Genomic DNA, 13,172 nt, shown 5'->3' with positions numbered 1-13,172 from the left:
CACCCCCTGCCGGTGAAGGCCTCTTCTGGCTTTGCGCGGTCCGTGCCGACTAGCGCTTGGGGAACTCGATCGTCAGCGTGGAACCGTTGTGGCGGATGGACGTCGGGAACATGCCTGCCTTCGTACCGATCACCCAGGAGAGGGTGCCCTCGAAGTCGCCGTTGAGGACGACCTCCTCGACACCTCCACGTCCGGGAACACGACGCGGGCCGTGGTAGGGGTTGCCGTACCAGTCGTAGCCGCACAGCATGCGGACCTCGTACCAGTCGGTTCCCTTGATCTTGATTCGGTCACCGGAGCCGTCCTGGATGGGCGGTTCGGTCAGTTCGCGCACCGTCACGTCCTGGACGGGGCGGGAGTACTTCAGGTCGACGGCCGTCTTGGTGCCGGCGTCGCGGACCTGCACTCCGTAGAAGGTGAACGGTTCGCACTCCTGCACCGATGCCGGGGCGGCGGAGGCGGCTGGCGCCAGCGCTCCGAGCAGCCCTGCCATCACCGCGCCCACCGCGGCTGCCCTGCGCAGGCCACGGACGGGGGTTCGCGAAGTCATCACGTTCCTTTCGTTGCAGTCACTCGATCGAGTACCCGCAGCGGATCGAACGACACCGACGGTGGTCGGCGAGTACTCAGGCACCCGCCTTAACGGTGACGGTGACGGTCTTGCCACTGACGTTCTTGACGAACGGGCGCTTCTTGTCCAGGCCGATGAACCACAGCGTCTGGCCCTCGAAGGTGCCGCCGTTCACGATCTGCTTCACCGCGCCCTCGCCCTTGATGTAGGTGCCGAGGTTCGGGGCGCTGGGGTTGGTCCAGTCGATGCCGCTGACCATGACGCGGACCCAGGACTTGGCGGTCTTGTCGAGCTTGGGGAACTCGCCCTCGCCCGCGATGTTGTACGGCTTCTCACCCGGGTTGAGGGGCGCGATGTCCACGATGGAGGAGACCTTGCAGGCGAAGTTGAACGCGACGCCGACGCCGTCGTGGTCCGCCGACACGAGGACCTGCTTGAGCACGTTCCCGTCGTTGCAGTTGACGGCGGCCGGGGCGGGAGCGGCAACGGCGACCGGAGCAACGGCGCCACCCAGGGCGGCGATCAGGACGCCACCGACGGCGAGGCGGGAGAGCAGCGAGGTCATCGGGTTCCTTTCACGGTGTGGCGCCGGGTGAGCGCCCTACGTGAACGACTGAACCACAGGATTGTTGGTTAATTAGCAACATGCAGATGTGACCAAGATGACGTCTGCCCGCAGGGCGGAATAGCTGCCCGTCGGAGCCCATGCGCCACTCAAAGTGGCCATCATCACTGCGAGCCTCAACATCAAGAAGGGGTCAACTACCTGGGCTTTTCTTGATTTTACCCTTCGGCGACAACAGAAGGATCTTCCAGTTCACTCATGCGTCAGCATGGAAAATTCTCCACATAAGGACATTATGTATTACGTGTTATCTCACTTATCGAGACATTTCTCCTGCTATGTGGATCTCCTGCCTAGGCTCGGCTGATGGTCACGCACCCGGAGCGGTACCGATGGGTCGTGCTCGCCGCCGGGGCGCTGGCCCAGGGCGCGAACGCCTCGTGCTTCCTCGGCCTGCCCGTGCTCATCCCGCAGCTGCGCGAGCACTTCGGGCTGAGCCTGCCGGAGGCCGGTCTGCTGGTCGGCGCGGTCAACCTCGGCACGATGCTGACCCTGGTGCTGTGGGGCGCCAGCGCGGACCGCTTCGGCGAGCGCCCCGTGATGACCATCGGTCTGCTCGGCGCGGCCGTCTGCCTGGTGGGCGCGGCCACCACCGGTGACGTGGTGCTCGTGGCCCTGGCGCTGCTGGGCTCGGGCGCGTTCGGCGCGAGTGCGAACGCGGCGAGCGGGCGGGCGGTGATGACCTGGTTCCCCGCAGGCAGGCGCGGCGTCGCGATGGGTGTGCGGCAGAGCGCGACCCCGGTCGGCGCGGCGTTCTCCGCGCTGGTCCTGCCACCCGCAGCCGACTCGGGCGGAGTGCCGTCGGCGTTCCTGGTGCTGGCGGCGGTCAGCGCGGTCGCGGCGGTCGCGGTCCTCGTCTGGGTCCGCGAGCCCGAAGGCGTCGTCCGGGTGCCTAAGGGCAGCGGGACCGGCGGTGTGCTGCGCTCCCCCGCGCTCTGGCGGCTCAGCCTGGCCAGCGCCTTCCTGGTGATTCCCCAGTTCACCGCCACCGCGCTGATGGTGGAGCTGTTCCACGACCACCGAGGGGTGAGCGTGGCCGTCGCGTCGCTGCTGCTCGCGGTGTCCCAGGTGCTCGGCGCCGGAGGGCGGCTGTTCAACGGCGCGTGGTCGGACCGGGTGGGCAGCAGGCTCGGGCCGTTGCGGGTGGTGTCGTTGTCGATCGCCGTGTCCTTGCTGGCCGTTGCGGTGCTGGACCTGGCGAACTCGCCGGTCGCGCTGCTGGCGGTGGTGATGGTTCCGGCGGCGGCGCTGGCGCTGAGCTGGAACGGGCTGGCGTTCACCGCCGCGGGTGAAATGGCACCGGAGGGGCGCAGCGGCATCGCGCTGGGGTTCCAGAACACCGCGAACTACCTGGCGGCGGCGATCGCGCCCGGAATGGCGGGCTGGCTGGCCGCCGAGGTGTCCTGGCCGGTCGCGCTGGCGGTCGGCGGCGGGTCCGCCGTGATCACGTTGCTCATGCTGCGCGAGCTCTGAAATCGGTTGCGGGGCCGGGGCCCAGGAACGAGAGTTCGCCTCCTCCGACCTGGTGAGGGGCAATGCGTGAACTCCGGGGGCCGCTGCGGTCCCGCTCGTTCCGGTTCGTCTGGGCGGGCGAGTCGATCTCGATGTTCGGCGACTACAGCTACGACGTGGTGTTCGCGTGGCTGGTGCTCTCCGTCAGCGACTCCCCTGCTGCGCTGGCCGCTGTCCTGGTCACCACCGCGGTGCCGCGCGGTGCGTTGCTGCTGGTCGGCGGCGCGGTGACGGACCGGCTGTCCCCGCGCGCGGTCATGCTGGTCTCTCATCTCGTACGCGGTGGTTGCGTGCTCGCGCTCGCACTGCTGAACGCGACCGGGACGATCCAGGTCTGGCACTTCTTCGTGCTCGGCGTGCTGGTCGGCGTCGCCGAGGCGTTCTTCTGGCCCGCGAGCGCGAGCATCCTGCCGTCACTGGTGCCCGAGGACCAGCTGCCGAGGGCGAACGCGCTCGTCGGAACCAGCGAACAGGTCGGACGCCTTGCCGGGCCGGTCACCGGTGGCCTGCTGGTGGCGCTGAACGGGACGACCGGGGCGATGCTGTTCAACTCGGCGACCTTCCTGATCGCGGCGGCGACGCTGGCGGCGGCCCCGAAGGGCGCTCCGCAGGAGAAGCCGGCCACCGCGCTGTGGCGGGAGATCGGTGTCGGGCTGAGCTACGCCAGGAACAGCGTGGAGATGCGGATCGTGCTGCTGCTGATCACCGCTGCGACGCTGGCGTACGCCGGCTTGTTCGGGGTCGGCCTGCCCGCGCTGGCCAAGGGGCTCACGGAGAGCCCGATCGCGCTCGGCGTGCTGGTGTCCGCGTGGGGTGCCGGCCAGCTCGCCGGCACCGTCAGCGCGGCGATCACCGGGCTGCCGAGGCGGTGGGGCCTGCTGATCATCGGCATGACGCTGTGCGAGGGCGTGGCGTTCGCCGCTGTGGGCTTCCTGCCGAGCCTGTGGGGAGCGGCGGTCGTGCTCGCGGTGCTGGGCGTCGGTGTCGCGTATTCCAGCGACGTGGCGCTGCCGGCGTTCGTGCAGACCAGCACGCCGCGCGAGCTGCTGGGCCGGGTCAACAGCATCATCGACCTGCCGAGGGTGACGCTGGAGCCGGTGTCGGTCGCCCTGATGGGCCTGCTGGTCGCCGTCGACGTGGGCTGGGGCTTCGCGATGGCCGCCGTGCCGATGCTCGCGGTCGGTGTCGGCCTGGCCTTCAGCAAGACGGCGCGGGAGCTGCGGTCGAGCTAGTTGTGCCGCAAGGGCAACACCACCTCGCCACCCCTTGGCGCCCCTCTTTTTCGCGTTTTGTCACCTTGATGCGAAATGAGAGCGCTCTTTCGCGCATCAAGGTGACAAAACGCGAAACCCCGACCACGCCAGCTGGCCCACGAGTGCACGGGGTGCGGGGGCGGTGCGCCGCCTCGGGGCATCGGGACGACTTGCGGTCGAGCTAGTTGTGCTGCAAGGGGTGACACCACCTCACCACGCCCTGGCGCCCTCACCTGCGTGCCCCCAATTCGCGTTGTGCAGCCATAACGCGAAATGAGAGCGCTCTTTCGCGCATCAAGGTGACAAAACGCGAAACCCCGACCACGCCAGCTGGCCCATGAGTGCACGGGGGCGGTGCGGGGGCGGCGGTCGAGCTAGTTGTGCTGCTCGCGCGAGGCGAGCTCGCTCCAGAACTCGCGCAGCTTCGCGTAGCGCTCCGCGGCCAGCTCGGCGTTGCCGGTCTCCAGCGCGCTCAGCGCGACCTGGACGTCCTCGGCCGAGGTGTCGTCGGTCAGCTCGGAGTCCTCCAGCAGCTGGACGAGACCGCCGTAGTCCAGCTCGACCACCGAGTTGGCGTCGAAGTGGGCCAGCCAGCGGGAGGTGTCCCGGAGGATCCGCGCAGGGCCCTCCTCGCCGAGCGCCGCGATCACCACGGCGTGCGCCTCCTCCGCGCGGCGGCGGGCGTCGGTCATGGAGATCAGCCAGTGCACGCTGCGTTCGGCGTCGCCGCGCTCCTTGAGGACCAGCTTCCGCGCGCCCGGGTCGACCAGGGCGAACCACGGCAGCGGGACGGTCCAGGTGGAGGAGACCACGTGCGCGGCCCGGCGCGGGAGGTTGCTCAGCGCGGCGGAGGCGCGCGCCTTGATCACCTCGACCGGCATCGGCAGCGCCTCGTCGACCAGCGGGCCGACCGAGCTGGCCAGGAAGCCCATCACGCCCGCGGCGGCGCGCGGGCGCAGGTCCAGCGGGCAGACCAGCGGGGACTCGTCGGCGTCCACGGCGTCGCGGCCGGGCGCCTCGGCCACGGGAAGGGTGATCACGTCGAGCCTGCGGGTCGCACCCTCGCCCTCGGCGTTGTCCCCCGGCAGCAGGCGAGCGGGAGCGGCCAACTGTGTCCTAAGCCACAGTTCACGCTCGCGGTCGGCCGCCTGGGACCTGGTCAGGCCGCCGCCGTTGCGCAGCGCGTGCTCCACCTGGGAACGAAACGCGCCCTCCAGCGAGGACAACGGCTCGTACACCCTGAGGTAGGCGACGAACGGACGGGGCACGCACGAATCGTGCCATGGGTGTCCCCACCGGTCTCAGCCCGGTCACAACAGTGTCATGAGGCACTGCCCGGACCGCCGTGCCGCGTCGCATTCAGGGGGGCGGGCACGGTACGGTGACTGCCAGGAAACGAGTCGAGACGTGCGGGGCCGCCACTGGTCGCCCCCGTCCCTGTATGAGGGGGTCGAGCCATGGGGCGCGGCCGTGCAAAGGCCAAGCAGACGAAGGTGGCCCGGGAGCTCAAGTACAACACCCCTCCCGCCGACTTCGACGCGCTGCAGCGCGAGCTGTCCGGTGACGAGAAACCTTCTCCGGCGAAGTCCGTCCAGGACGACGAGGACGAGGATCCGTACGAGGACAGGTACGCGGACAAGTACCGCGACTGACACCCTCCGCGACACCACGATTCAGGGCCGTTCCGCTGGACACAGCGGGACGGCCCTGAGATCGCGTCCGCTCAGCTGGAGAGGTACCTCAGCTGGCGGCCCCGGTTGTCCTGGAGGTCCCGCCGAGCCTCGGTGATCTCCGGTCGGTGCGCCGTCTCCGGCACGCCGACCTCCCACCACGCCCCGGCCTCGGTCCACGAGGACGGGTGCGTCCGCACCAGCACGACGACCGGGCGCCGTTCGCGCCTGGCCTGCTCGTGGGCGGTGCGGTAGGCCGGACCGACCTGGTCGAGCTCGGTCGCCTCGACGACCCCGCAGCCCAGTGCGGCCGCGTGCGCGGCGAAGTCCACCCGGCGCTTCGTGCTGTCCGTGCTCGACCGGCAGTCGCCGAACATGTTGTTGAACGCCGCGCCACCCTGGCCCTGCTGCAGGCGGGCGATCACCGCGAAGCCGTCGTTGTCGCAGACCACGGCGACCAGCGGATGCCCGGCGAAGGCCGCCGAGAACAGCTCGGAGTTCATCATCAGGTAGGAGCCGTCGCCGAGCAGCGTCGTGACGACGCCCTCCGGATGGGTCCGCTCGCGGGCCATCGCCGCGCCCCACGCCCCCGCCAGCTCGTAGCCCATGCACGAGAAGCCGTACTCGACGTCCATGGTCGCGGCGCCGAGTGCGCGCCAGCCACCGATCAGTTCGCCGGGCAGACCACCGGAGGCGGTCATCACGTAGTCCTGCGGGCCCGCGTTGTCGTTGACCGCGCCGACGACCTGGGCGTAGGTCGGCAGGCCCGCCACCGGCTCGCGCAACCCGTCGATGTGCGCGTCCCACTTCGCGCGCTCGTGCGCGGCGGACGCCGTCCACTGGTCTTCGGCCCGCCAGGCGCCGACCGCGCGGTTGAGCTCGCGCAGGCCCTCCGCGGCGTCGGCGACCACGGCGAGCGAGCCGTGCTTGACCGCGTCGAAGCGGGCGGCGTTGATCGAGATCACCCGTGCTTCGGGGTGGAAGACCGTCCACGACGCCGTGGTGAAGTCCTGGAGGCGGGTGCCGACGGCGATGACCACGTCGGCCTCGGCGGCGAGGGTGTTCGCCGACGACGACCCGGTCACGCCGAGCGGCCCCACGTGCAGCCGGTGGTCGTGCGGGACGAGAGTGCGGCCCGCGGTGGTCTCGGTGATCGGGACGCCGTGGGTCTGGGCGAACTCCAGCACCTTGCCACCCGCGCCGGAGTAGCGGACGCCGCCGCCGACCACGAGCAGCGGCCGCTTCGCGGTCCTGAGCAGCTCGGCGGCCCGCTCGATCGACCGGGAGTCGGGGCGCGGGCGGTGGATGTGGTGCACCACCGGCTCGAACAGCGACTCCGGGAAGTCGAACGCCTCACCCTGCACGTCCTGCGGCAGCGCCAGGGTCACCGGTCCGCAGTCGGCGGGGTCGGTGAGGACGCGGGCGGCCTGCGGCAGTGCGGAGAGCAGCTGCTCGGGCTTGGTGATCCGGTCGAAGTAGCGGCTGACCGCGCGGAAGGCGTCGTTCACCGTCAGCGTGCCGTCGCCGAAGTGCTCGACCTGCTGGAGGACGGGGTCGGGCGCGCGGCTGGCGAAGGTGTCACCGGGCAGCAGCAGCACGGGCAGCCGGTTGGCGTGCGCGACGCCCGCCGCGGTGACCATGTTGAGCGCGCCGGGGCCGATCGAGGACGTGGCCACCATGACCTGGCGGCGGTGGGTGGCCTTGGCGTAGCCGATCGCGGCGAGCGCCATGCCCTGCTCGTTCTGCCCGCGCCAGACGGGGATCTCGTCGCGGTGCTCCTCCAAGGCGTTGCCGATGCCGAGCACGTTGCCGTGCCCGAAGATGGCGAACACGCCGGGGAAGAGCGGGGCCTGGGAGCCGTCGAGCAGCTCGGTTCGCTGGGCGATCAGCCACCGCACCAATGCCTGGGCCGTGGTCAGTCGAACCGTACGCACTCCAACTACCTCCTGGGGATCGCGCTGGTGACGGGGCAGCGGGGGTCTGCGGGCATGGAGTCCCAGGTACCTCTGACCCACGTGTGGGCGGGGTCGTCGCAGAAGGCCATGGAGCGCTCCTCCCCTGGACCGGCGAGCACGTTGAGGTAGTACATGGGGTAGCCCGGAGCTGCCACGCACGGACCGTGGTAGCCGCGCGGGATGAGGAAGACATCGCCGTCGCGGACGGTCACGTCCTCATCGATCTTGCCATCGCCGGTGTAGGTGCGGTGGAGGCCGAAGCCCGCACGGGACGGTGTCACCCCGTCGCGGGCGGCGATGCGGAAGTAGTAGATCTCCTCGTTGACCACCTCGCACGGCTCGGAGTCGTCGTGCTTGTGCGGCGGGTAGGAGGACCAGTTGCCGTCCGGGGTGATCAGCTCGCAGGCGTTGAGCTTGTCCGCGTGGTCCCACACGCCCGGAGTGCCGAAGTTGGTGACCTGGCGGGTCGCGTTGCCCGCGCCGCGCACCTCGACCGGGACGTCCTCCGCCGGGCCGTAGCGCGGTTCGAGCCGCCGCGTGCACTTCGCCATCGGAAGCGCGATCTCCGCTCCGTTCTCCGAGGTCAGGGTGACCGAAGCGTCCCTCGGCACGTAAGCGAAATCCGTGACGCGCGTGAAGACGGACTCCCGGCCTTCGAGGTCGAAGCGCCGACCGTCGACCTCGACGACGCAGCCGCCCGCGAGTGGGAGCACGAACGCCTCGAACTCACCGGTCTCGACCTGGCGGGGCCTACCGGGTTCGAGGACGAGAACGCGCAGGCCGCAGTACGTCCAGCCCGCGTCATCCGGGGTGAGCAGGACGGGGTCGCCTTCGGCGGCGAGTGTCCCTTGTGGACGGTGGAGCGTCACGCGGTGATCTCCTCTCGGGCTGACTGCAACAGGCTCGCGGCACCGGCCACCGCCGTGGCCACGTCGCCGTCCTCCGGGTAGAGCAGAGTTCTGCCGACCACGAGCCCCCGCACGACCGGGTGCCGCAGCGCGCCGCCCCGCAAGGAGACATCGGCCTCGGGTCCGCCGAGCACCAAGCAGGGCAGCGTGGTCGCCCCGAGCACCGTCTCCGGGTCGGCGGGCGCGGGGAGCTTGAGCCAGGTGTACGCCGACGTGCGGCCGATGCCTGAGGCGATCGTCACCGCCCTGGCCAGCGAGGCCGCGTCGTCCTGGAGCACCAGGCGTCCGGCATCGTCGCGCTCGTACGGCAGCGGTTCGACCATCGCCATGACCCCGGCTGCGGCGAGCTCGGACACCGCCCGCGCGCACGCGTGCAGTGTTGGAGCGGTGCCTTGGTCGGAGTTCACCAGGCGCAGCAACATCTTCCCGCCGTCCAACCCATAGTCCACAATGGACTGAGCGTCGTAAGCGGTGAACCGGTCGTCGATCTCCCAGTCCGCGCCGGCGAGGCCGCCGCGGTTCATCGAACCGATCACGATCTTGTCGTGGAGACCGTGGAACAGCAGGAGCTCCTCGATGACGTCCGGTGTGCCGAGGACTCCGTCAACCGCCGGGTCGTCCAGCGCGATGAGAAGCCGGTCGAGCAGTGCGCGCCGGTCGGCCATCGCGGTCGGCTCCCCGCCCGCGCCGAGGGCTCCGCGCGCGGGGTGGTCCGCGGCGACCAGGAACAGCGTTCCCCCCGGACCGAGCAGCGGCCGGCGGCGACGGGCGGCATAAGCGGCTCGAACCGCTTCAGGCTCGAACGCCCTGGTGTGCAACAGCTCCCGCCATTGCGTATCCGTGATCACGACAGCTCCGCCTCGATCTCCTCCGGTGTGGGCATGGCGTCCGCACAGGCCAACCGTGAGGCGACCAGCGCTCCGGCGACGTTGGCGTACTCGGCGATGCGCACAGGGTCCCAGTCGGCCAGCAGTCCGTGCGCGAGCGCCCCGCCGAACGCGTCACCGGCACCGAGACCGCACACCACCTCGACCGGGTGCGGCGGCACCGTCCACGAGCCGTGCTCGGTCGCGACGAGCACGCCCTCCGCACCCTTCTTCACGATCGCCAACTGGACACCTCGATCAAGCAAACGTTTGGCTGCCTCATCGGGATCATCGGTGCCGACCGCGATCTCCACCTCGGTGCGGTTGCCGACCGCGACCGTGACGTGGTCGAGCATCCACGAGATCTCCGCGCGGGCGGCCTCCTCCGACGACCAGAACATGGGCCGGTAGTCCAGGTCCAGCACCGTGTGCGCACGTCGGCCACGACGGAGCAGCATCTCCCGCTGCGTCGCCCTGGCCGGCTCCTCGCAGACGCCGGTCCCGGTCACCCAGAACAGCGGCACGTCCTCGACCACGTCCCACGGCACGTCCTCGGGGCGCAGGCGGAGGTCCGGTGCCGTTGGCTGGCGGTAGAACAGCAACGGCGGGTCGGCCGGTGGGTCGAGCGCGCAGAACACCACCGGGGTGCGCAGACCGGGTTCGGTGCCGACGTGGTCCGGCGAGACGCCGAAGCCGGTGAGGGCGCTCCGGACGTAGGGGCCGAAGTCGTCCTCACCGACCTTGGTGAACACCGCGGAGCGGCGGCCGAGCCTGGCCGCCGCCACCGCCACGTTGGTCGCCGTCCCGCCGAGGGACTTCGCGAAGGTGCTGACCTCGGCGAGCGAGACACCGCTCTGCTCCGGGTAGAGGTCGACCCCGACGCGTCCGACTGTGAGCAGCTCCAGGGTCGTCACTGCGCCACCCCTCGCAGTTCGTGCTCCAGCGCTTCGAGCTCAGCGCCGCCCGCCATCTGCCTGGTCAGCTCTTCGAGGGAGATGTCGGGCTTGTCGAAGCAGCCGAGGCTGCGACCGCGCTTGAGCAGCAGGAAGCGGTCGCCGACCGGGTAGGCGTGGTGCGGGTTGTGCGTGATCAGCACGACCCCGAGCCCCCGGTCGCGCGCCTGGGCGACGTAGCGCAGCACGACCCCGGCCTGCTTCACGCCGAGCGCGGCGGTCGGCTCGTCGAGGATCAGCACCTTCGCCCCGAAGTGCACGGCACGCGCGATCGCGACGCACTGCCGCTCACCGCCGGAGAGCGTGCCGACCGGCTGCTCGACGTTGCGGAGGTCGATTCCCATCTCCGCCAACGCCTTCTTCGTGGTCTGGCGCGCGGTCCTGCCGTCCAGCCAGGAGAACGGGCCCCAGCCCTTGCGGGGTTCGGAGCCCAGGAAGAAGTTGCGCCACACGCTCATCAGCGGCACCACCGCCAGGTCCTGGAACACCGTGGCGATGCCCCGGTCCAGCGCCTCGCGCGGCGTGGACAGCCGGACCGGCTCGCCCTCGATCAGGAACTCGCCGGTGTCGTGCTGGTGCGCCCCGGCGAGGATCTTGATCAACGTGGACTTGCCGGCTCCGTTGTCACCGAGGACGCAGGTCACCTCGCCCGCGTTGACCACGGTGGACACTCCGTTGAGCGCGATCACGCTGCCGAAGCTCTTGCCGACCTCGCGGGTCTCCAACAGGGTCCTGGTCATCCCGGGCCTCACTTCCGCACCCGTTCCGCGCGGCGGCGGAACGCGTTGTTGACCAGCACCGCGGCGAGCAGCATGACGCCGAGGAAGAGCTGGAACCAGTCGCTGTCCCACTGGGCGAAGACGATGCCCTGGCGGGCCATGCCGAAGATGAGCGCGCCGATCGCGGCGCCGATCGCCGAGCCGAAGCCGCCGGTGAGCAGGCAGCCGCCGATCACCGCGGCGATGATGAACTGGAACTCCAGCCCGATGCCCTGGTTCGCCTGGACCGTGGTGAAGCGCAGGATGTTGATCGAGCCGACGAGCCACGCCGCCGCGGCCGTCGTCATGAACAACAGGATCTTGGTGCGGACGACGGGAACGCCGACCGCGCGGGCGCTCGGGGCCGCCCCGCCGACCGCGAAGATCCAGTTGCCGAACCTGGTGCGCATCAGCACCCAGCTCGCGGCAGCGGCGGCGAGCACCCACCAGACAATGGAGATCGGGAACGACGTGCCTCCGACGTCCACTGTGGACGCGAAGAGGTACCCGGCCGACTCGTAGCCGTCCGCGTTGCGCATGCCGGAGACCTGGACGGTGCCGGTGACCAGCCGCGTCACACCGAGGTTGAGCCCTTGCAGTGCGAGGAACGTGCCGAGTGTGACGATGAAGCTCGGCAGCCCGGTCTTCATCACCAGCCAGCCGTTGAGCGCCCCGACCGCCAGCGCGAAGACCAGCGAGGCCAGCAGCGCCAGCCAGGTGTTCCAGCCGAGCTGGGTGGCCAGGATCGCCGTCACCAGCGCCGTGGAGGCGGTCATCACGCCCGCCGAGAGGTCGAACTCACCACCGATCATCAGCAGCGCGACCGCGACCGCCATGATGCCCAGCGTTGACGAGTCGTCGAGCCAGTTCGCCACGCCCATCGGGCTGAGGAACTGGTCGGTGAGCACCGAGAAGAACACGAACACGGCCAGCGCGCCGAGCACCGAGCCGAGCTCCGGCCTGCTTACCAGGCGATCCGCGAGGCGAACACGAGCGAGGCGCTCGTCGGTTCCCTCCACCGCCAACCCCATCCCAACTCCTTTGGTGAGACCGATGGAGGCCCCGGCGCACCGGGGCCTCCATCGAGCGGACTAGCGGGTGCCGCGGTCGGCGTTGCGGCCGACAGCGTCCACATTGGACTTCTCGACGAAACCAGGACCGGTCAGGACCGGGCGGCCACCACCGACGGTGTTGGCGTTGTCCTTGTAGAGCTTGAGGAAGACCACCGGCAGGTAGCCCTGGAGGTACTGCTGCTGGTCCACCGCGAAGAGCACCGCGCCGCCCTTGATCGCGCTCACCACGTCGGAGTTGAGGTCGAAGGTCGCCACCTGGGCCGCGGAGCCCGCCTCCTTCACCGCGTTCACCGCGTTGCCCGCGACCTGCGGGTTGAGTGTGAGCACCGCGTCGATCGACGCGTCGGACTGCAGCGCGCCCTTGAGCCGCGCCTGCGCGTCGGTCGGGTTGCTGATGTCGACCTGGAGGTTCTGCGTCGTTCCGAAGCCCTGCTTCGCGCCGTCGCAGCGCTGGTTGAGGCCGACGTTCCCGGCCTCGTGGATCACGCACAGCAGCTTGCGCTTGCCCGCGTCCTTCAGCTTCTTCCCCGCCTGCTCACCCGCGATGCCCTCGTTCTGGCCCACGTGCATCAGCGCGCCGAACTCGGTGCTGCGCTGCTCGCCGGAGTTGATCGTGACGACCGGGATGCCCGCCTGCACCGCCTTGGTGATCGAGTCCCGCAGCGCGTCGGGGTTGGCCATCGACACCACGAGCCCGCCGACCTTCTGCGCGACCGCGTTGTCGATCGACTTGGCCTGCGCGGCCGGGTCACCGTTGGCGTTGTACTGGACCTCGACGCCGAGCTCCTTGCCCGCGGCCTCGGCACCGTTCTTGACCACGTTCCAGAACGCGTCGCCGGGAGTCCCGTGCGAGACGACGGCGACCTTGAGCGGGCCGCCATCGGGAGCGGGACCCGTTGCCCCGCTACCGGGGTTGTTGCCTGAGCCGCCCGCGGGGCCGCTGCACGCCGCGAGCACGAGACCGGCGGCGGTGAGTCCGACCAGCGCGCCGAAGCGGGATCGGTGAGACGTCATTGTCTTCTCCTAGA

The 13,172-nt window shown here is 70.2% G+C and carries 13 protein-coding genes; 3 read left to right on the top strand and 10 right to left on the bottom strand.

Annotated elements, in window-relative coordinates; genetic code table 11:
• Window positions 1-49: 49 nt before the first annotated feature.
• Window positions 50-550, bottom strand: a complete 501-nt coding sequence (locus tag ACFFQA_RS14030) for an AMIN-like domain-containing (lipo)protein (RefSeq protein ID WP_377852342.1) — start codon at window positions 548-550, stop codon at window positions 50-52.
• Window positions 551-626: 76 nt separating this feature from the next.
• Window positions 627-1,136, bottom strand: coding sequence for a hypothetical protein (locus ACFFQA_RS14025; RefSeq protein ID WP_377852341.1), 510 nt, complete (start codon window positions 1,134-1,136; stop codon window positions 627-629).
• A 366-nt stretch (window positions 1,137-1,502) separates the two neighbouring features.
• On the opposite strand from ACFFQA_RS14025, the gene ACFFQA_RS14020 reads away from it, so the two are divergent.
• Window positions 1,503-2,669 carry an MFS transporter gene (locus tag ACFFQA_RS14020; protein WP_377852340.1) on the top strand — a complete coding sequence of 389 codons (1,167 nt, stop codon included), beginning with the start codon at window positions 1,503-1,505 and terminating at the stop codon, window positions 2,667-2,669.
• 62 nt (window positions 2,670-2,731) lie between these two features.
• Complete coding sequence (locus tag ACFFQA_RS14015) at window positions 2,732-3,940, top strand: MFS transporter (protein ID WP_377852339.1); 1,209 nt, start codon at window positions 2,732-2,734, stop codon at window positions 3,938-3,940.
• 395 nt (window positions 3,941-4,335) lie between these two features.
• On the opposite strand, the gene ACFFQA_RS14010 is transcribed toward ACFFQA_RS14015, so the two are convergent.
• A complete protein-coding gene (locus tag ACFFQA_RS14010; protein WP_377852338.1) occupies window positions 4,336-5,229 on the bottom strand; it encodes a DUF8083 family protein in 894 nt (297 codons plus the stop codon).
• A 189-nt stretch (window positions 5,230-5,418) separates the two neighbouring features.
• Here ACFFQA_RS14010 and ACFFQA_RS14005 point away from each other — a divergent pair, with 189 nt between their 5' ends.
• On the top strand, window positions 5,419-5,613 hold the full coding sequence (locus tag ACFFQA_RS14005; protein ID WP_377852337.1) for a DUF3073 domain-containing protein: 195 nt from the start codon (window positions 5,419-5,421) through the stop codon (window positions 5,611-5,613).
• A 71-nt stretch (window positions 5,614-5,684) separates the two neighbouring features.
• Here ACFFQA_RS14005 and iolD read toward each other — a convergent pair whose 3' ends face one another.
• From iolD to ACFFQA_RS13970, 7 genes are read right to left on the bottom strand one after another with little or no spacing between them, the layout of a single operon-like run.
• Window positions 5,685-7,565 (bottom strand): 3D-(3,5/4)-trihydroxycyclohexane-1,2-dione acylhydrolase (decyclizing), encoded by a 1,881-nt coding sequence (gene iolD / locus ACFFQA_RS14000; protein ID WP_377852336.1) that lies wholly within the window; start codon window positions 7,563-7,565, stop codon window positions 5,685-5,687.
• Between the two features lie 5 nt (window positions 7,566-7,570).
• The gene (gene iolB / locus ACFFQA_RS13995) at window positions 7,571-8,455 is read right to left on the bottom strand and encodes a 5-deoxy-glucuronate isomerase (RefSeq protein WP_377852335.1); all 885 of its coding nucleotides are present in this window, start codon (window positions 8,453-8,455) and stop codon (window positions 7,571-7,573) included.
• A complete protein-coding gene (locus ACFFQA_RS13990; protein ID WP_446681680.1) occupies window positions 8,452-9,342 on the bottom strand; it encodes a Cgl0159 family (beta/alpha)8-fold protein in 891 nt (296 codons plus the stop codon). The genes iolB and ACFFQA_RS13990 overlap by 4 nt, the downstream gene beginning before the upstream one ends.
• Window positions 9,339-10,274 carry a 5-dehydro-2-deoxygluconokinase gene (iolC, locus tag ACFFQA_RS13985; RefSeq protein ID WP_377852334.1) on the bottom strand — a complete coding sequence of 312 codons (936 nt, stop codon included), beginning with the start codon at window positions 10,272-10,274 and terminating at the stop codon, window positions 9,339-9,341. The genes ACFFQA_RS13990 and iolC overlap by 4 nt, the downstream gene beginning before the upstream one ends.
• The gene (locus ACFFQA_RS13980; protein WP_377852333.1) at window positions 10,271-11,053 is read right to left on the bottom strand and encodes an ATP-binding cassette domain-containing protein; all 783 of its coding nucleotides are present in this window, start codon (window positions 11,051-11,053) and stop codon (window positions 10,271-10,273) included. Before ACFFQA_RS13980 ends, iolC begins: the two co-directional genes overlap by 4 nt.
• A gap of 8 nt (window positions 11,054-11,061) precedes the next feature.
• Window positions 11,062-12,102: an ABC transporter permease gene (locus ACFFQA_RS13975; RefSeq protein ID WP_377852332.1), complete on the bottom strand. Its 1,041-nt coding sequence runs from the start codon at window positions 12,100-12,102 to the stop codon at window positions 11,062-11,064.
• Between the two features lie 60 nt (window positions 12,103-12,162).
• Window positions 12,163-13,158, bottom strand: a complete 996-nt coding sequence (locus ACFFQA_RS13970; RefSeq protein WP_377852331.1) for a sugar ABC transporter substrate-binding protein — start codon at window positions 13,156-13,158, stop codon at window positions 12,163-12,165.
• Window positions 13,159-13,172: the final 14 nt, after the last annotated feature.

Origin of the sequence: Allokutzneria oryzae, assembly GCF_042429765.1 — a bacterium.
Lineage (GTDB): Bacteria > Actinomycetota > Actinomycetes > Mycobacteriales > Pseudonocardiaceae > Allokutzneria > Allokutzneria oryzae.
Note: the sequence above shows the minus strand (reverse complement) of the source record. Positions and strands in the feature narration are given on the sequence as shown.

Excerpts from the sequence above, each read along its gene's own strand:
- ACFFQA_RS14030 (WP_377852342.1), bottom strand. The coding sequence starts at position 550 with ATGACTTCGCGAACCCCCGTCCGTGGCCTGCGCAGGGCAGCCGCGGTG.
- ACFFQA_RS14025 (WP_377852341.1), bottom strand. The coding sequence starts at position 1,136 with ATGACCTCGCTGCTCTCCCGCCTCGCCGTCGGTGGCGTCCTGATCGCC.
- ACFFQA_RS14020 (WP_377852340.1), top strand. The coding sequence starts at position 1,503 with ATGGTCACGCACCCGGAGCGGTACCGATGGGTCGTGCTCGCCGCCGGG.
- ACFFQA_RS14015 (WP_377852339.1), top strand. The coding sequence starts at position 2,732 with ATGCGTGAACTCCGGGGGCCGCTGCGGTCCCGCTCGTTCCGGTTCGTC.
- ACFFQA_RS14005 (WP_377852337.1), top strand. The coding sequence starts at position 5,419 with ATGGGGCGCGGCCGTGCAAAGGCCAAGCAGACGAAGGTGGCCCGGGAG.
- ACFFQA_RS13980 (WP_377852333.1), bottom strand. The coding sequence starts at position 11,053 with ATGACCAGGACCCTGTTGGAGACCCGCGAGGTCGGCAAGAGCTTCGGC.
- ACFFQA_RS13975 (WP_377852332.1), bottom strand. The coding sequence starts at position 12,102 with ATGGGGTTGGCGGTGGAGGGAACCGACGAGCGCCTCGCTCGTGTTCGC.
- ACFFQA_RS13970 (WP_377852331.1), bottom strand. The coding sequence starts at position 13,158 with ATGACGTCTCACCGATCCCGCTTCGGCGCGCTGGTCGGACTCACCGCC.